Consider the following 18646-nt stretch of genomic DNA (forward strand, 5'->3'; position numbering starts at 1 on the left):
GGTGACCACTCGCATCGGAGTCGTCACGTTCCCCGGAACGCTCGACGACCGTGACTCGCTGCGCGCCGTGCGCCTCGCGGGAGCCGAGCCCGTATCGCTCTGGCACCGCGACAAGGACCTGCACCAGGTCGACGCGGTCGTCCTCGCGGGCGGCTTCTCCTACGGGGACTACCTGCGCGCCGGAGCCATCTCCCGCTTCTCGCCGGTGATGGAGAGCATCATCGAGCAGGCCAAGGGCGGCATGCCCGTCCTCGGCATCTGCAACGGCTTCCAGATCCTCACCGAGGCCCACCTGCTGCCGGGGGCGATGCTCCGCAACAACCACCTGCACTTCATCTGCCGCGACCAGAAGCTGCGCGTGGAGAACGCGGAGACCGCGTGGACCGGCGACTACACCGCCGGCCAGGAGATCTCTGTACCGCTCAAGAACATGGACGGCCGCTACGTGGCCGACGAGCGGGTGCTCGACGAACTGGAGGCCGAAGGCCGAGTGGCCTTCCGGTACGTGGACGTGAACCCCAACGGCTCGCTGCGCGACATCGCGGGCATCACCAACGCCGCGGGCAACGTGGTCGGCCTCATGCCGCACCCCGAGCACGCGGTCGAGCCGCTGATCGGGACCGGCCGCACCGACGGCCTCCCGTTCTTCACGTCGGTCCTGAAGAAGCTGGTCAGCGCATGAGCCTCGACACCGTCAAGAACGCCACCGGGACCCCGGACGCCTCCCAGCCCTGGAAGGAACTCGGCCTCAAGGAGGACGAGTACGCCCGGATCCGCGAGATCCTCGGCCGCCGCCCCACCGGCGCCGAGCTCGCCATGTACTCCGTCATGTGGTCCGAGCACTGCTCGTACAAGAGCAGCAAGGTCCACCTGAAGCAGTTCGGCGAGAAGGTCCCGCCGAACGACGCCATGCTCGTCGGGATCGGCGAGAACGCCGGAGTCGTCGACGTCGGCCAGGGCTACGCGGTCACCTTCAAGGTCGAGTCGCACAACCACCCGAGCTACATTGAGCCCTACCAGGGCGCGGCCACCGGCATCGGCGGCATCGTCCGCGACATCCTCGCCATGGGCGCCCGCCCGATCGCCGTCGTCGACCCGCTGCGCTTCGGCGCGGCCGACCACCCCGACACCAAGCGCGTCCTGCCGGGCGTCGTCGCGGGCATCGGCGGCTACGGAAACTGCCTCGGCCTGCCGAACATCGGCGGCGAGGTCGTCTTCGACGCCTGCTACCAGGGCAACCCGCTCGTCAACGCCGGATGCATCGGCGTCATGAAGCACGAGGACATCCACCTCGCCAAGGCCTCCGGCCCCGGCAACAAGGTCATCCTCTACGGCGCCCGCACGGGCGGCGACGGCATCGGCGGCGTCTCCGTGCTGGCCTCGGAGACCTTCGACGACTCCAAGCCCACCAAGCGCCCCGCCGTCCAGGTCGGCGACCCCTTCCAGGAGAAGCTCCTCATCGAGTGCACCCTGGAGATCTTCAAGGAGAAGCTGGTCGCCGGCATCCAGGACCTCGGCGGCGCCGGGCTCTCCTGCGCCACGAGCGAGCTGGCCTCCGCCGGCTCCGGCGGCATGCGTGTCGACCTCGACACCGTCCCGCTGCGCGACGCGACGCTCTCGCCCGAGGAAATCCTCATGAGCGAGTCGCAGGAGCGCATGTGCGCGATCGTCGAGCCGCAGTACGTCGACCGCTTCATGGAGATCTGCGAGAAGTGGGACGTCATCGCCACCGTCATCGGTGAGGTGACCGAGGGCGAGCAGCTGGAGATCTACTGGCACGGCGAGCTCATCGTGGACGTGCCCCCGGGCACCGTCGCCCACGAGGGCCCGACCTACAACCGCCCCTACGCGCGCCCCTCCTGGCAGGACGCGCTCCAGGCGGACGACGCGGGCAAGCTGCCGCGGCCGCAGACCTCCGAGGAGCTGCGCGCGCAGGTCCTGGCCCTGGTCTCGTCGCCGAACCAGGCGTCGAAGTCCTGGATCACCGACCAGTACGACCGCTTCGTGCAGGGCAACACGGTGCTCTCGCAGCCCGAGGACGCCGGCATGGTCCGCATCGACGAGGAGACCAACCTCGGCGTCGCCATGGCCACCGACGGCAACGGCCGCTTCGCGAAGCTCGACCCGTACACGGGTGCGCAGCTGGCCCTGGCCGAGGCGTACCGCAACGTCGCCGCGACCGGCGCGAAGCCCCTGGCGATCTCCGACTGCCTGAACTTCGGCTCCCCCGAGGACCCGGACGTCATGTGGCAGTTCGCCGAGGCCACCCGCGGTCTCGCCGACGGTTGCTTCGAGCTGGGCACTCCGGTGACCGGCGGCAACGTCTCCCTCTACAACCAGACCGGTGACATCGCGATCCACCCGACCCCGGTCGTGGCGGTCCTCGGTGTGATCGACGACGTAAACCGCCGTACGCCGATGGCGTTCGCGGAGGCCGGCCAGCTGCTGTACCTGCTCGGCGACACCGCCGAGGAGTTCGGCGGCTCCGCCTGGTCCGAGGTCGTGCACCAGCACCTCGGCGGCATGCCGCCCAAGGTGGACCTGGGCCGCGAGAAGCTCCTCGGGGAGATCCTGATCTCGGCCTCGCGCGACGGCATGATCGACGCCGCGCACGACCTGTCCGACGGCGGCGTGATCCAGGCGCTCACCGAGTCCTGCCTGCGCGGCGGCAACGGTGCGCGGATCGTGGTGCCCGAGGCGCTGGACGCCTTCACCTTCCTGTTCTCCGAGTCGGCGGGCCGGGCCATCGTGGCCGTCCCGCGCAGCGAGGAGCTCCGCTTCACCGACATGTGCGGTGCGCGGGGCCTGCCGGCGACCCGGATCGGTGTGGTGGACGGCGAGGAGATCGAGGTCCAGGGCGAGTTCACCCTCCCCCTGACCGAGCTCCGCACCGCCCACGAGGGGACGATCCCGGCCCTGCTCGCCTGAGCCGCCGCTCGTCGTGATCCTCGGTCCGAGCCCCCGTCCGGAAGTTCCGGACGGGGGCTCGGCCGTGCCGGCGTCCGCACCCTTGCACGGGGTCATGTGACGACGTAACTTCGCCGCATGCAGCAGGAATCGGATCAAGAACCGCGGCAGTGCGCCACACGGACGGAGCGCCGGCCGGCCGCACCGGACAGCCGGTGACCAGGGGAAAGGTTCTCCTGAGCATCGTCCTCGCGGCCTTCCTGGCGCTGGGCGGCTGGGCCATGTACGACGGGAACCGGACGCGTCAGGACAGCCGGGCGGAGATCGTCGAGGCCTGCCAGGGTCTGGTGGACCCGGATGCGGTGATGCGGTACGGCGACTCCGCGGAAAAGGTGGATGCCCGCCCCGCGGGGGACCACCTGTGTCTGCTGCGCAAGGCGGGGACGTTCGAGGGGCAGGAGGACATGTTCGACTACTTCTCGCTCACGGTGGTCACCTCCAAGGACGCAGAGCCGGGTGAGAGCCGGTTCGACCTCGGCGTCCGCGGTGTCGTGGTGATCGCGAAGTGCGCCGATCCGGTCGAGTCCGCCGGGGTGACCTCCCTGCGGGTGACCGCCGCCTCCGAGCTCGAACGCGCGGACCGAGGCGAGCCCGGCGCCCTGGCGGCACTGGCCCGCGAGGCGGCCCTGCGGGCGGCGGCGAAGGCGGGCTGCGAGACCGTTCTGCCCGAAGCCCCGCGGGGCTGAGACGCGCGGACTACCGGAGCGCCGGGCGGCGTAAGGTCGGCCCCATGCCTCCCGCCAAGAAGAAGCCGCGTGCCTACGACCACGACCGGACCCGCGCGGCCGTCGTCGCCCAGTTCGGGCATGTCCGGGACGCCGTACGGGAGTTGGACTCCGAGCAGCTCGACCGGCCGAGCGGGGTCGGGGACTGGACCGTCGCCGAACTCGCCGCGCACATCGCGTGGATCGCCGACTCGCTGGCCGGCGGCCTCGCCCGGCCGCCCGCCGCCGTCGCCGAACTGGCGGCCGCCGAGTGGCCCTTCGCGACCGCCTCGCTCGCCGGGAAGATCGCCGAGGCCGCCAAGGAGACCTTGGAGGGCGCCCCGCTCACCGAGCTCTACGACCGGGCCGGCGCCCGCCTGGCCGAGGCGCTCGAGGCGAACCCCGGCGGCCGCGTGCTGGACCTGTGGATCGGGGCCATGACCCTGGCCGACTTCCTGGTCACCCGTACCGTCGAGCTCGTCGTCCACACCGACGACCTGCGCCGCGCCACCGGACTGGACATCCCCGTCGACCGCCAGGCCCTGGCGGCCTGCACCCGGCTGCTCGCCGACGCCCTCGCGGTCAAGGCTCCGGGCGGGGCGGTGGAGTTCCGTGTCCCGCCGTTCGCGGTGGTGCAGTGCGTCGAGGGGCCCCGGCACACCCGCGGCACCCCGCCGAACGTGGTGGAGACCGATCCGCTGACCTGGATCCGGCTCGCCACCGGCCGTACGAGCTGGGCCGAAGCGCTGGACGGGGCCCAGGTCCGGGCCAGCGGCGAGCGCGCCGACCTGTCGGCGCTGCTCCCCCTGATGAGCTGACCGGGCGGGCCCGCGGAACCGCCGGGGCGCCGGCCGCGTCCCACCGGCATGCGTACGCTGCCGCTCCTCCCCGCCGCCCTGGTCGCCGTACTCGTGCTGTCCGCCACCGCCACCGCCTGTGGTGACGACGGTGCGAGCGGGAGTCCGCGTCCGGACCGGGGCTTCACCGGTACCTGGTCCGTGGTGAGCCTGACCGTGGACGGACTGACACTGACCGCGCCCGACGCCGCCCAGCTGACGCTCGAGCCCGTCAGGACGGGTCACGAGGCGCAGGCCACGGGCAACTACGGCTGCAACGGGTTCACGGCCCGGGTCGTCTTCGACTCCGAGACCACGATGACCGCACGGCCCGGCGCCTCCACCGACATGGCCTGCGAGAACATGCGGTTCGAGACGGCCTTCGCCAAGCTGTTCCAGGGCCGGCTGACCGTCCGGGAGCAGCCCGACGCCGTCACCCTGAAAACCCCCGAGGGAAACGAGATCAGCTTGAGCACGAAGCCCCGTACCCCCGACGCCCCTCTCGTCGCCACCGTGTGGACGGTGGACTCCCTGCTCGGAGCGGGCACGGCGAGTTCCCTGCCGTCCGGGGCGCAGGGCAAGGCCCGCTTCACCGTCGGCGCCGACGGGTCCGCGAGCGGCAGCCTCGGCTGCAACCGGTTCAACGCGAAGGCCGCCGTCGAGGGCCCCTCGATCACCTTCGGACCGCTCACCACGACCCGGATGGCCTGCACCGGCCCCGAGGGGCAGGTCGAGCGGACGCTGACCGAGCTGTTCGGCAACGGCCGGCTCGACTGGCGGATCCAGGGCGACACCCTCGAACTCACGGCGAGCGCCGATGGCAAGGGCCTCACCGCGAAGGCGGCCTCCGCCGCCGAGTGACCCCGGGGCCGCGACGCACGGGGCTCAGACGTACGGGGCTCAGACGTACGCGGTTCGCCGTCCTTCGCCATCGCCCCGGCGATCAGCCCGGGTAGGGCAGCAGCCCCGCGTCCGTCTTCTCCCAGGCCGCCCGCAGTTCGGCCAGCCGGGCCGGCTCCAGGGGGGCCTTGTCGGCCTGTTCGCGGAGGTCCCCGGCCAGGTTGAACAGCTGGTCGCGGCCCGCCTTGCCGCGGTAGTACTTCCAGTCCCCGCGGCGCAGCGCCCGCTCCCCGCGCACCCGCCAGAAGAGGCTGCGCTCGGCGGGCTTCTCGCCGCGCAGCAGGTACCCGGCCAGGCTGCCCCCGTCCAGCGGGTACGCCGGGTTCGCGCGGGCGCCCGCCAGTTCCAGCAGGGTGGCCGTCCAGTCCGGGGTGAAGACCGGGACGCGGCTGACCTGGCCGCCGTCGAGCCGGGCGGGCCAGCGCACGATGTTCGGGACGCGGATGCCGCCCTCCTGGAGGGAGGCCTTGTTGCCGGAGAGCGGCCAGTTGTAGGAGAAGCGCTCCCCGCCGTTGTCGCTGGAGAAGAAGACCAGGGTGTCCTCCTCCTGGCCGGAGCGCTTGAGCGCCTTCAGCACCTCGCCGACCGAGCGGTCGAGGTCCTCCACCATCTGCTTGTACTTCTCGACGGACCCGCCGTCCTACTCGGCGTCGCCCTCGTACAGGTCGTACTCGCCGCCCAGGCCGAGCTTGGAGTAGTACTCCAGGGCCCCGCCGAAGTTGCCGAAGAACTCGTCCCAGCCGGACTTGGTCGGGCTGTAGTCGGGCAGGTGGCCGCAGTGCCACTTGCCTATCAGCGCCGTCGAGTAGCCGGAGCCGCGCAGCAGCGAGGCCAGCGTCGGGTGGGTCGGCTCCAGGCCCGCCGATTTGTCGGCGATGGGCTCGGCGAGCCCGCCCTTGGTGCGGCCCGGATAGCGGCCCGTGTAGAGGCTGAAGCGGGTCGGGGAGCAGGTCGCGGAGCCCGAATAGGCATCGGTGAAGCGGACGCCCTGGCGGGCGAGCCGGTCGAGGTTCGGGGTCTTGATGTCCGGGGAGCCGTAGGAGGACAGGTCGGCCCAGCCGAGGTCGTCCCCGAGGATGAACAGGATGTTCGGGCGGCGGGACCGGCGCCCCCGCTCGGCCCGGAACTCCCGCTCCTCGGGGCCGGAGTGCCGCGCTTCCGCGGCCGGTGCGGCGTGGGCCGGGGAGGCGGCGCCCAGCCCCACCGCCGCGGCGGCCGCGGTCACGCCGACCGCGCCGCCGAAGGCGCGCCGGGACAGGTTGGGGTCGTACGAGGTCACGGGTACTCCAGAACACGGCCCGCCGGCCGTCCGGCGCGGGCCGGCTCCGGGCAGCGCGGGACGGCGCAGGGCACGGCGGAGCGGGCTCGGGCGGAAAGCGGCGGGAAAAGGAGAAAAAGGAAAGGGGAAAAGCGGCGTGTGACTACGCAGAACAGCGACAGATCGCGCTGGCGACACGGACTAGGTCCACGTGTCGGCGCGCTACGAGGGTGACGGAGCGGTCACCGAGAGGCTGCATGAGCCGGAGCTTGTACGAAACGACAGGCGCCTGTCAACCAGGGCAATCCGGATATTGAGACGAACAGGTTTCGTCACCCTGTGTGCTGTGACATTTCCTGGGCATCCCCAATTCGGACCAGTGGTCGATCTCGCCTACACTCATAGATGTGCCTCGTGGTGATGGACGACTCAACCACGACCTGCTCCCCGGTGAAAAGGGCCCCCAGGACGCTTGCGGCGTCTTCGGTGTCTGGGCTCCGGGTGAAGAGGTCGCCAAGCTCACCTACTTCGGACTGTATGCACTGCAGCACCGCGGACAAGAGTCCGCGGGTATCGCTGTGAGCAACGGTTCCCAGATCCTCGTCTTCAAGGACATGGGTCTCGTTTCCCAAGTCTTCGACGAAACCTCTCTCGGCTCGCTCCAAGGTCATATCGCGGTCGGTCACGCCCGCTACTCGACCACCGGAGCCTCCGTCTGGGAGAACGCGCAGCCCACTTTCCGCGCGACCGCCCACGGCTCCATTGCCCTGGGTCACAACGGCAACCTGGTGAACACCGCCGAGTTGGCCGAAATGGTCGCCGACCTCCCCCGTCAGGACGGCCGCGCCACCCAGGTGGCGGCCACCAATGACACCGACCTGGTCACCGCCCTGCTGGCCGGCCAGACGGACGACGACGGCAAGCCCCTGACCATCGAGGAGTCGGCCACCAAGGTCCTCCCGAAGGTGAAGGGCGCCTTCTCGCTCGTCTTCATGGACGAGGGAACGCTCTACACCGCCCGTGACCCGCAGGGCATCCGCCCGCTGGTCCTCGGCCGCCTGGAGCGCGGCTGGGTGGTGGCGAGCGAGACCGCCGCCCTCGACATCTGCGGCGCCAGCTTCGTCCGCGAGGTCGAGCCGGGCGAGCTCATCGCGATCGACGAGAACGGCCTTCGGACCTCTCGCTTCGCGGAAGCGAAGCCCAAGGGCTGTGTCTTCGAGTACGTCTACCTGGCGCGCCCGGACACCGATATCGCCGGCCGGAACGTCTACCTCTCGCGTGTCGAGATGGGCCGCCGCCTGGCGAAGGAAGCCCCGGTCGACGCCGACCTGGTGATAGCGACGCCGGAATCCGGAACGCCCGCCGCCGTCGGCTACGCCGAGGCCAGCGGGATCCCGTTCGGAGTCGGCCTGGTCAAGAACGCCTACGTGGGCCGGACCTTCATCCAGCCCTCGCAGACGATCCGCCAGCTCGGCATCCGGCTGAAGCTCAACCCCCTCAAGGAAGTCATCCGGGGCAAGCGCCTGGTGGTCGTGGACGACTCGATCGTCCGCGGCAACACCCAGCGCGCCCTGGTCAAGATGCTCCGCGAGGCCGGCGCGGCGGAGGTCCATATCAGGATCTCCTCGCCGCCCGTGAAGTGGCCGTGCTTCTTCGGCATCGACTTCGCGACCCGGGCCGAGCTCATCGCGAACGGCATGACGGTCGACGAGATCGCCACCTCCATGGGCGCCGACTCCCTCTCGTACATCGCGCTCGACACGATGATCGAGGCGACCACCATCCAGAAGCCCAACCTCTGCCGTGCCTGCTTCGACGGCGAGTACCCGATGGAGCTGCCCGACCCGCAGCTCCTGGGCAAGCAGCTTCTGGAGACCGAGCTGGCCGGCGGCACGGACGCCGCCGACGCGCTCCGGCGCCCGTAGGGCCCGAGGCAACACAGCGGTCCGCGGGCTCCCCCGAGCCCGCGGACCCGTAGCCCTCTTCATCCTGCTCACCCTGCTCAAACTGCGCGCGGGCTCGTCTTTCCAGCTTCTCCCGGGCCCTCGCACCACACGCAGCAACGACACGAAAGCTCTCTCCTGTCATGACAGAGAAGACCACCGGTGCCAGCTACGCAGCCGCGGGCGTGGACATCGACGCGGGAGACCGCGCCGTCGAGCTGATGAAGGAGTGGGTGAAGAAGACGCAGCGCCCCGAGGTCCTCGGCGGCCTCGGCGGTTTCGCCGGCCTCTTCGACGCCTCCGCCCTCAAGCGCTACGAGCGCCCCCTGCTGGCCTCCGCCACCGACGGGGTCGGCACCAAGGTGGACATCGCCCGCCGCATGGGCGTGTACGACACCATCGGCCACGACCTCGTCGCGATGGTCATGGACGACATCGTCGTCTGCGGCGCCGAGCCGCTCTTCATGACCGACTACATCTGCGTCGGCAAGGTCCACCCCGAGCGGGTCGCGGCCATCGTCAAGGGCATCGCCGAGGGCTGTGTCCTGGCCGGCTGCGCCCTGGTCGGCGGCGAGACCGCCGAACACCCGGGTCTGCTGGGCCCGGACGACTTCGATGTGGCGGGCGCCGGCACCGGCGTCGTCGAATACGACCGGCTGCTGGGCGCCGACCGCATCCGTGAGGGAGACACCGTCATCGCGATGGCGTCCTCCGGTCTTCACTCGAACGGGTACTCACTGGTCCGCCACGTCCTCTTCGACCGGGCCGGAATGTCCCTGGAGGGCCACGTCGAGGAGCTCGGCCGGACCCTCGGCGAAGAGCTGCTGGAGCCGACCAAGATCTACTCGCTGGACTGCATGGCTCTCACCCGAACGGCCGATGTGCACGCCTACTCCCACATCACGGGCGGCGGCCTCGCGGCCAACCTCGCCCGGGTGATCCCGGAGCACCTGCACGCCACGGTCGACCGCTCGACCTGGGCCCCCGGCGCGATCTTCGACCTGGTCGGCAAGGCCGGGCAGGTGGAGCGCCTGGAGCTGGAGAAGACGCTGAACATGGGCGTCGGCATGATGGCCGTGGTCCCGCAGGAGTCGGTGGACGTGGCCCTCACGGCGCTGGCGGACCGGGGCGTCGACGCCTGGGTCGCGGGAGAGATCGTGGACCGCGGCGAGCACGCCGAGGGCGCGACGATGACCGGCGACTACGCGAACTGACCGGTCGGAGCCGAGCCTCCCACCTGTGCGGACAGCACGAAAACCCGGCCCGGGGCGATGCCCTGGACCGGGTTTCGTGCTTTATGCCTGCCGTGCAGACACCGCGAAAGCGTCAAGCACCGCGACGATGCGCCGACGGACCGGACTCTTCGTCCTCGTCTTCGTCGTCATCGTCGTTGTAAAGAGCCGCGTACTTGGCGTACGGGTCGTCTTCATCTTGATCGTCATCGTCATCGACTTCGACCGGCACGCTGACAGGCAGCGGCGGATCAGTCGGCGATGCGCCCAGCTCATTGGCCAGACGCGACAAGTCAGTCCCGCCGCTGCTGTACTTCAGCTGGCGGGCGACCTTCGTCTGCTTGGCCTTTGCCCGGCCGCGCCCCATGGCTCGACCCCCTCGGTGACGGGGCTCGACGGCCCCAGAGTCTGACACGCGTTCATGGTTCGGAGCGGGCTCTCCGTGGAGAGACCGTCCGTAGGGGTTTAACGGTACCTGCTTCCGCGGCCATACGGTACGCCGCCCGCATGACGCGCCCCGGTGCAGTACCAGCAAGGCGCCCCGTCCTCGCTGGTCAGCTGCGATTTTAGCCGTTTCCTGACAAGCGACCCGCCGAAGCACAGTGAGTTCCGTCTCGCTGTGCCCCGGCGGGCCGCCCAGAAGCCCCGTAAGAGCCCCGTGAGGAGCGAAAGCGGGGTCAGGCGGTGGGTCAGGCGGTGCGTGCGGTGCGGGCGTCCGCCATCCGCTGCTCGGCGATGCGGTCGGCCGCCGCAGCCGGCGGAATCCCGTCCACCTTCGCACGTGCGAAGATTTCCAGCGTGGTGTCGAAGATCTTCGTGGCCTTGGCCTTGCAGCGGTCGAAGTCGAAGCCGCGCAGCTCGTCGGCGACCTGGATGACCCCGCCCGCGTTGACCACGTAGTCCGGCGCGTAGAGGATCCCGCGGTCGGCGAGGTCCTTCTCCACACCCGGGTGCGCGAGCTGGTTGTTCGCCGCGCCGCACACCACCTTCGCGGTCAGGACCGGCACGGAGGTGTCGTTCAGCGCGCCGCCGAGCGCGCAGGGGGCGTAGATGTCCAGGCCCGCCACTCGGATCAGCGCCTCGGTGTCGGCGACGGCCGTCACCTTGCCGGGGTGCTTGTCGAGAATCCTCTGCACCGACTCGGCACGGACGTCCGTGATGACGACCTCGGCGCCGTCCTGCAGCAGGTGCTCGACCAGGTGGTGGCCGACCTTGCCGACACCCGCGACGCCGACCTTGCGGCCGCGCAGGGTCGGGTCGCCCCACAGGTGCTGGGCGCTGGCGCGCATGCCCTGGAAGACGCCGAAGGCGGTGAGGACCGAGGAGTCGCCGGCGCCGCCGTTCTCGGGGGAGCGGCCGGTCGCCCAGCGGGTCTCGCGGGCCACGACGTCCATGTCGGCCACGTAGGTGCCGACGTCGCAGGCGGTCACGTAGCGGCCGCCGAGGGACTCCACGAACCGGCCGTAGGCCAGCAGGAGCTCCTCGGACTTGAGACCACCCTGTTCCCTGCTGGCCGGGTCGCCGATGATGACGGCCTTGCCGCCGCCGAGGTCGAGCCCGGCGAGCGCGTTCTTGTACGACATGCCGCGCGAGAGGTTCAGCGCGTCGAGGACGGCTTCCTCGTCCGAGGCGTACGCGTGGAACCGCGTGCCACCGAGGGCGGGGCCCAGTGCGGTGGAGTGGATCGCGATGACGGCCTTCAGGCCGGAGGCTCGGTCCTGGCACAGCACGACTTGCTCGTGGCCGCCCTGTTCACTGCGGAACAGGGTGTGCAGGACGCCGTCGGTCATTTCGGTCACGGTGGTGACTCCCATGGAAGAGATGCGGCGGGAAAGACGCCCGCCCTGCGGGTGGGGGAGGGCGTGCTGGGAGCAGCGTAAGACCTGAGGGGCCCCCTGATCCGCCCTGTTCGGAGATCGGGACGTTCCGGGGGTGCGGGCCGGCGCGCGGGCGGCGCCGCGGGGCCGCCGTCGGAGTAGCGCCGGGCAGGGCGGGGGAGTACGAGAGCGTGACCGAATCCCCCGATCCCCGGCTGCCGTCCGCCCGCTCCGCCCCCGCTGTCCCCTACGCCTCCTACCTGCGCGTCTACGAACCGCTGACGGCCTTCCCGGAGCCCGAACGCACCCACTGGGCCGACTACGCCCGGCGCGGGGCGACCCCGACCGCCCAGGACGAACTGCGCCGGTCGCTGGTGGACTTGGTGCGGGTGCCCGTGGTCGGGGTTCCCGCGCACGAGAGCGCGGACGCCTTCACCACCGAGGTCGACGGGGTTCTGCTGATCTGCCCGTGGCGGACGAGGCTGCGCGGCTGGCTCGCGCTCCAGGAACTGGTGGCCGAGCTCCCGGGCCCCGTACTCGACGCCGCCCTGCCCGCGGCCGCCCGCCGTCGTGCGGCCGAGGAGTACGAGGCCTGGCGCGGGCGCAATCCCGACGCGCGGCCGTGGATCCGTACGGGGGTCTGGCAGGTTCCGCTGCGCTGGTTCGTACTGGTGGCCGACGAGGAGCGGGAGTACGTGCCGGGCGAGGGGCTGCGCTACCGGACGCCGATGGTGCAGGCCCGGCGCCGGCTCGCGCGGGGGCTGCGGACCCTGCGCGAGGCGGAGGGGTACGGGATGCTCGCCGAGGGGCTGGTGGAGGTCGGGAGCTGGCTGGAGGAGTTCCACCCCCGCTCGATGGTGGAGCTGGACTACGGCGGCCTGCTGCACGCGCTGCCGGCGGACCGGCTCGCGTCCGACCACTCGGCCGGGGACCTGGCGGCGGGGCTCGCGGCTCTGAGGGCCGGGGACCGGGACGGAGCGGCGACGACGTACGGGGCGCTGGCCGACCGGTGGCGGGAGGTCCGGGAGAGGCTCTTCGCGAACTAGTGCTGTGGCCGGAAAGGTTCACCGTGTCGCGGCGCCCGGCACGGCACCTCGCGGCGTTGTCGGACCGGGCAAGTACGTCCAGTACGAGCCTCGGCCCTCCGCCTTGCGATGCACCGCACCGGACACCGCGACCCGGCAAACCTTCCCGGCCACAGCACTAGCCGGGCGATCAGGGCGTCCCGAGTGACCTGCGTGACTCGGATAGCGACTCCGGGCGCCGTTGTCCATCCACCGATCGGCCGAGCACGGAAGAGAACGGCCAGCTCAAGGCCGTGATGCCCTCTTTTGGGTCTTTGTTCCGGGACCTACGTCCCGATACGGGCCATTGGCCCAAGCGTGACGGACCGCACTATCTACACCCTTGCGCCCTTCCCCTACCCTCGTGCCAAAATAGGACAAGGAGTCCGGGGAGGGTTCCTTTCGCCCAACTAAGGGCGGAATGCTCGGTATTGCACTCTACGGGGGGTCTGATGACTCCTGATCGCTCTGTGACTGATCGTCACAGTGGGGTGACTGTCCGTTATGAGATGGTCCATCGGCTTCCGCCGCTGATGAACACCTCGGAGGGCAATTCCATCGGTTTGGCCGTCGAGGCTGGACGGATGGTGTAGTTGTAGTGCCGAGGACAAGCCGTTCGTCCTATAACCGACTCGGCCCGCGTATGTCCATTTCGGGCAACGTGGGCCAAGGTGCAGAATTTAGAGGAAAGAACCGAGATGGTTCGGTTCTCCCGAGGAGGCCGCTCATGACCGCTCGCACCCCTGATGCCGAGCCGCTGCTGACCCCGGCTGAGGTCGCCACGATGTTCCGCGTGGACCCGAAGACGGTCACCCGTTGGGCCAAGGCTGGCAAGCTCACGTCCATCCGCACCCTGGGTGGACACCGCCGTTACCGCGAGGCTGAGGTCCGCGCACTGCTTGCGGGAATTCCGCAGCAGCGCAGCGAGGCCTGAGGTTCCGCAGCACCCTAATTACCGGGTCTATATCGGGTCCCCCAATCCGATGAGACCCACGTAGCTTCAAACGACCGGACCTGCCCCAACAGGTTCATCAGTCGTTCGATCGCGCTGGACTCCGCCGGGTCCAGCGCGATCTTTTTATGCCCTGGTCAGGGGGCTGTCGCGCTGGTGTGCGGAGTCGGCGGGGATGGGTGCCATTGCACATATTAAATCGAGCGTGCGTATGGGTCCGATAAAAGCGTGGGTCTCAAAAACACATGGGGTGACTCCCGTCACAGATGATCACTCTTGTGGATCAGGCATTGCACCCCGTAAAGGGACGTGTCGCGCAGAGCGCATCATCCGGACGGGCGATCTCCCGGGCGATCTCCCCGAAGGTGTCGCAGGACGAGTCGCCGGTGAGTCGCCGAGTGAGCCGCAGGCTTCACGGGTGGGCGTGGGCGAGGTTCTCCGCGGGCCCGCCGCGGGCCTCCAGGTCGCCCCCGGGGCGCCCCGGAGGGCCGGGTGGGGTTCTGGGCGGCTCAGGGGTCCAATAGGGGCCCTGGGGCGGGCTGGTGGGGCACCGGTGTTCCGAGTCCCCGTGCTCCGCTGCCGGAAACGCGTCAGGGCCCGCATCCCTGGGGGATGCGGGCCCTGACGATCTTGCGAACCTGACGGGACTTGAACCCGCGACCTCCACCTTGACAGGGTGGCGAGCTAACCAACTGCTCCACAGGTCCTAGTTTTGCGGCCGCTGGGCGGCTGCGATTCAGACTGTACCGCAGCTCAGGGGGTGCAGTCGAATTCGATCACCGAGCAGGTCCCGGGGCCGCCGCGTCCACCGCCTTCACGATGCGTTTGTCGGAGACCGCATAGGCCGTTCCGAGCGCGTGCGCGAAGTAGCTGACGCGTAGTTCCTCGATCATCCAGCGGATCTCGGTGACCTCCGCCGGGACCGGCCGCCCCTTCGGCAACTGCTCCAGCAGCCACAGGTACTCGTCCCGCATCTGGTGGACCTTCTCCATGCGCGTGGTGTCGCGCTGGACGCTCGTGGGCATCTGCTGGAGCCGGCGGTCGATGGCCACCAGGTAGCGCATGAGGTCCGGCAGCCGGCGCAGTCCGGTCAGCGTGACGAAGCCGGCCGGCATGAGGGCCGCGAGCTGCGTCTTGGCGTCCTGGACGTTGGTTACCAGGGCGAGGCTGGCCGTGGTCTTCAGACGGCGTTCACAGGCCTGCCAGGCGGCCAGCACCTGCTGCACCTGCGTGATCGTCCGTACGGTCGTGTCCACCAAGTCGGCCCGTACGGCCTCGTAGAGCTTGCGGAACCCGGGCTCGTCCCAGGCCGGGCCGCCGTGGTCCGCGATCAGCTTGTCGGCCGCCGCGGTCGCGCAGTCGTCGAACAGCGCCTGGATGGAGCCGTGCGGATTGCGCGACAGCGCCAGCTTCTGCTGGTTGCTCAGGTGGTCCGAGGCGAACTTCGCCGGATTCACGGTGATGTTGAGCAGGATCAGCCGCCGGGTGCCGAGCCGCATCGCCTGCCGCTGCTCGGCCTCGGTGTCGAAGAGGCGTACGGAGACGCTCGTACCGGCGTCCACGAGCGCCGGGTACGCCTTCACCGGCTGGCCGGCCCGGCGGGTCTCGAAGACCTTGGTCAGCGCGCCGAACGTCCAGTCCGTCAGCCCGGTCTTCTCCACCGACTCCCCGCCCTCGCGCTCGGCGCTGGCGGCGGCGGCCCGCGAGAGGGCCTGGCGGGCCTTGGGCCCCAGCTGGAGCCGCAGGGCCTCCAGGTCCTTGGCCTCGGCGAGGTTCTTGCGGCGCTCGTCGACGATCCGGAAGGTGATCTTCAGGTGGTCGGGGATGCGGGTGAGGTCGAAGTCCTCGGCGCCGACCGGGACCCCCACCATCCGCTGGAGTTCCCGGGCCAGCGTCACGTGCAGAGGCTCCTGCAGCGGGTGCGCGGTGGCCAGGAAGCGGGTCGCGAAGTTCGGCGCGGGCACGTAGTGCCGGCGGATCGGCTTCGGGAGGGACCGGATCAGTTCGGTGACCACTTCTTCGCGCAGCCCCGGGATCTGCCAGTCGAAGCCCTCGTCCGTGACCTGGTTCAGCACCTGGAGCGGGACGTGGACGGTCACGCCGTCCGCGTCCGCGCCCGGCTCGAACTGGTACGTCACCCGGAACTTCAGCCGGCCCTGCATCCAGAAGTCCGGATAGTCGGCCTCGGTGACCCCGGCCGCCTTCTCCGTCAACAGCATCTCGCGCTCGAAGTCGAGCAGTTCGGGCTCGTCCCGCTTCTTCTGCTTCCACCAGGAGTCGAAGTGCGCCCCGGATACCACGTGCTCGGGGATCCGCTGGTCGTAGAAGTCGAAGAGCGTCTCGTCGTCGACCACGATGTCGCGGCGCCGGGCCCGGTTCTCCAGCTCCTCCACCTCGGTGAGGAGCTTGCGGTTGTCGGCGTAGAACTTGTGGGGGGTCCGCCAGTCGCCCTCGACGAGGGCGTTGCGAATGAACAGGTCCCGCGAGACCTCGGCGTCGATCCGGCCGTAGTTGATCTTCCGCTGGGCGACGATCGGCACGCCGTACAGCGTGACCTTCTCGAAGGCCATCACAGCCGCCTGGTCCTTCTCCCAGTGCGGCTCGCTGTACGTGCGCTTGATCAGGTGCTGGGCGAGCGGCTCGACCCACTCCGGCTCCACCTTGGCGTTGACCCGGGCCCACAGCCGCGAGGTCTCCACCAGCTCGGCCGACATCAGGAACTTCGGCTGCTTCTTGAACAGCGAGGAGCCCGGGAAGATCGCGAACTTGGCGGACCGGGCCCCCAGGTACTCGTTCTTGTCGGTGTCCTTCAGCCCGATGTGCGACAGCAGACCGGCGAGCAGCGAGATGTGCACGCTCGTCTCGGGGGCGTCGGCCTCGTTGACGTGGATGCCCATCGACCTGGCGACCGTACGCAGTTGCGAATAGATGTCCTGCCATTCGCGGATCCGCAGGAAGTTCAGGTACTCCTGCTTGCACATCCGGCGGAAGGAGGACGAGCCGCGTTCCTTCTGCTGCTCCCGGATGTAGCGCCACATGTTCAGGAACGAGAGGAAGTCGCTCGTCTCGTCCTTGAACCGGGCGTGGTTCTGGTCGGCCTGCGTCTGCTTGTCCGAGGGCCGCTCGCGCGGGTCCTGGATCGACAGGGCGGCCGCGATGACCATGACCTCGCGGACGCAGTTGTTCTTGTCCGCCTCCACCACCATGCGGGCCAGGCGCGGGTCCACCGGCAGCTGGGAGAGCTGGCGGCCCATCGGGGTGAGCCGCTTCTTGTGGTCCTTCTCCGCCGGGTCCAGGGCTCCCAGCTCCTGCAGGAGCTGCACGCCGTCGCGGATGTTGCGGTGGTCCGGCGGGTCGATGAAGGGGAACTTCTCGATCTCGCCGAGGCCGGCCGCGGTCATCTGGAGGATGACGGAGGCGAGGTTGGTGCGCAGGATCTCGGCGTCCGTGAACTCCGGACGGGTCAGGAAGTCGTCCTCCGAGTACAGCCGGATGCAGATGCCGTCCGAGGTACGGCCGCAACGGCCCTTGCGCTGGTTGGCGCTGGCCTGCGAGATCCGCTCGATGGGCAGCCGCTGGACCTTGGTGCGATGGCTGTAGCGGGAGATGCGGGCGGTGCCCGGGTCGATCACGTACTTGATGCCGGGGACGGTCAGGGAGGTCTCGGCGACGTTGGTCGCGAGAACGATCCTGCGTCCCGTGTGCTGCTGGAACACCCGGTTCTGTTCGGCGTGCGAGAGGCGCGCGTAGAGGGGGAGGACCTCGGTACCGTGCCCGTATGCGGCTCCGCCGCGGGGCAGATTGCGCTTGTTGAGGGCGTCCGCGGTGTCACGGATCTCGCGCTCGCCGGAGAGGAAGACCAGGACGTCGCCCGGCCCCTCCGACTGGAGCTCGTCCACGGCCTCGCAGATCGCGGTGATCTGGTCGCGGTCGCTGTCGTCGCCCTCCTCCTCCAGGAGCGGGCGGTAGCGGACCTCGACGGGATACGTCCGGCCGCTGACCTCGACGACAGGGGCCTCGCCGAAGTGCCGGGAGAAGCGCTGCGGGTCGATGGTCGCCGAGGTGATGATCACCTTGAGGTCGGGGCGCTTGGGCAGCAGCGTGGCGAGGTACCCGAGCAGGAAGTCGATGTTCAGGGACCGCTCGTGGGCCTCGTCGATGATGATCGTGTCGTACGCGCGCAGCTCGCGGTCCGTCTGGACCTCCGCGAGCAGGATGCCGTCCGTCATCAGCTTCACGAAGGTCGCGTCCGGGTCCACCTGGTCGGTGAACCGGACCTTCCAGCCGACGGTCTGGCCGATCTCGGACTTCAGCTCGTCCGCGATGCGTTCCGCGACCGTGCGGGCCGCGATCCGGCGGGGCTGGGTGTGCCCGATCATGCCCCGGACCCCGCGCCCCAGCTCCATGCAGATCTTGGGGATCTGCGTGGTCTTGCCGGAGCCGGTCTCGCCCGCGACGATCACGACCTGGTGGTCGCGTATCGCCTCGGCGATCTCGTCCTTCTTCTGGCTGACGGGCAGGTTCTCGGGATACGTGACCACGGGCATCCGCGAGGCGCGTACGGCCAGTCGCGCGGCGGCCTTTTCGGCCTCCGCGGCGATCTCGTCGAGCGCGGCCTGCTTGGCCTCGGGCTTGCGGATGCGGCGGGCGCCTTCGAGGCGGCGGCCGAGGCGGTGCGCGTCACGGAGCGAGATCTCACCGAGAAGCGTCTGCAGGGCGGCGAAGGAAGTAGACATACCTGGTCGAGGATCTCACCCGTAGGTGCCGGGTGGCGAACGCATTTGTGGGGCGGACCCGTACCATTTCGGGACGAGTGCCCCGACTCGGCCGAGTCGGGTTCCGGTTCCGGGCCCTGAGTGGGCGCTGCGCCGGCCCCGAGGTGGCCTCGAGCCGGTCCCGGTCGGCCCTGAGCCGCCCCCGGGGTGCGTCTCCGAGCCGGTCCCGGGGTCTGTCCCCGGCCGGCCCCCGGTCCG

Annotated in this window: 13 protein-coding genes, 1 tRNA gene and 1 pseudogene; 9 read left to right on the forward strand and 6 right to left on the reverse strand. The window is 69.9% G+C overall.

What is annotated here, in order from left to right; translation table 11 throughout:
• Position 1: 1 nt before the first annotated feature.
• The 5 genes from purQ (at position 2) to OTB20_RS01585 (ending at position 5368) form a co-directional block, all read left to right on the forward strand.
• Positions 2-682: a phosphoribosylformylglycinamidine synthase subunit PurQ gene (purQ, locus tag OTB20_RS01565; protein WP_267757069.1), complete on the forward strand. Its 681-nt coding sequence runs from the start codon at positions 2-4 to the stop codon at positions 680-682.
• Positions 679-2928 carry a phosphoribosylformylglycinamidine synthase subunit PurL gene (gene purL, locus OTB20_RS01570; protein ID WP_267814653.1) on the forward strand — a complete coding sequence of 750 codons (2250 nt, stop codon included), beginning with the start codon at positions 679-681 and terminating at the stop codon, positions 2926-2928. The genes purQ and purL overlap by 4 nt, the downstream gene beginning before the upstream one ends.
• Positions 2929-3122: 194 nt before the next feature.
• The gene (locus OTB20_RS01575) at positions 3123-3653 is read left to right on the forward strand and encodes a hypothetical protein (protein ID WP_267814655.1); all 531 of its coding nucleotides are present in this window, start codon (positions 3123-3125) and stop codon (positions 3651-3653) included.
• Positions 3654-3697: 44 nt separating this feature from the next.
• The gene (locus OTB20_RS01580) at positions 3698-4489 is read left to right on the forward strand and encodes a maleylpyruvate isomerase family mycothiol-dependent enzyme (RefSeq protein WP_267814656.1); all 792 of its coding nucleotides are present in this window, start codon (positions 3698-3700) and stop codon (positions 4487-4489) included.
• Between the two features lie 48 nt (positions 4490-4537).
• Entirely contained in the window at positions 4538-5368 is an 831-nt protein-coding gene (locus OTB20_RS01585; protein WP_267814657.1) for an META domain-containing protein, read from the forward strand.
• Between the two features lie 82 nt (positions 5369-5450).
• Here OTB20_RS01585 and OTB20_RS01590 read toward each other — a convergent pair.
• Positions 5451-6686: pseudogene (locus OTB20_RS01590) on the reverse strand (sulfatase-like hydrolase/transferase).
• Between the two features lie 142 nt (positions 6687-6828).
• Positions 6829-6924, reverse strand: coding sequence for a putative leader peptide (locus OTB20_RS42685; protein WP_420716292.1), 96 nt, complete (start codon positions 6922-6924; stop codon positions 6829-6831).
• 148 nt (positions 6925-7072) lie between these two features.
• Here OTB20_RS42685 and purF point away from each other — a divergent pair, with 148 nt between their 5' ends.
• Together purF and purM are read left to right on the forward strand one after the other, a co-directional pair.
• Positions 7073-8590, forward strand: coding sequence for an amidophosphoribosyltransferase (gene purF, locus OTB20_RS01595; RefSeq protein WP_267757064.1), 1518 nt, complete (start codon positions 7073-7075; stop codon positions 8588-8590).
• Between the two features lie 161 nt (positions 8591-8751).
• Complete coding sequence (gene purM / locus OTB20_RS01600; protein ID WP_267814659.1) at positions 8752-9822, forward strand: phosphoribosylformylglycinamidine cyclo-ligase; 1071 nt, start codon at positions 8752-8754, stop codon at positions 9820-9822.
• Positions 9823-9934: 112 nt separating this feature from the next.
• Here purM and OTB20_RS01605 read toward each other — a convergent pair whose 3' ends face one another.
• Together OTB20_RS01605 and OTB20_RS01610 are read right to left on the reverse strand one after the other, a co-directional pair.
• Entirely contained in the window at positions 9935-10207 is a 273-nt protein-coding gene (locus OTB20_RS01605) for a DUF3073 domain-containing protein (protein WP_214946570.1), read from the reverse strand.
• Between the two features lie 322 nt (positions 10208-10529).
• Complete coding sequence (locus OTB20_RS01610) at positions 10530-11639, reverse strand: Leu/Phe/Val dehydrogenase (protein WP_324290321.1); 1110 nt, start codon at positions 11637-11639, stop codon at positions 10530-10532.
• Positions 11640-11848: 209 nt separating this feature from the next.
• On the opposite strand from OTB20_RS01610, the gene OTB20_RS01615 reads away from it, so the two are divergent.
• Both OTB20_RS01615 and bldC read left to right on the forward strand, forming a co-directional pair.
• Positions 11849-12703, forward strand: coding sequence for a hypothetical protein (locus OTB20_RS01615; RefSeq protein ID WP_267814660.1), 855 nt, complete (start codon positions 11849-11851; stop codon positions 12701-12703).
• Between the two features lie 745 nt (positions 12704-13448).
• Entirely contained in the window at positions 13449-13655 is a 207-nt protein-coding gene (bldC, locus tag OTB20_RS01620) for a developmental transcriptional regulator BldC (protein WP_003949541.1), read from the forward strand.
• A 651-nt stretch (positions 13656-14306) separates the two neighbouring features.
• On the opposite strand, the gene OTB20_RS01625 is transcribed toward bldC, so the two are convergent.
• A tRNA-Asp gene (locus tag OTB20_RS01625) sits at positions 14307-14380 on the reverse strand.
• 69 nt (positions 14381-14449) lie between these two features.
• Positions 14450-18409 (reverse strand): ATP-dependent RNA helicase HrpA, encoded by a 3960-nt coding sequence (gene hrpA / locus OTB20_RS01630; protein ID WP_267814661.1) that lies wholly within the window; start codon positions 18407-18409, stop codon positions 14450-14452.
• Positions 18410-18646: the final 237 nt, after the last annotated feature.

Source organism: Streptomyces sp. H27-H1, from assembly GCF_026627445.1.
Classification (GTDB): Bacteria; Actinomycetota; Actinomycetes; order Streptomycetales; family Streptomycetaceae; genus Streptomyces.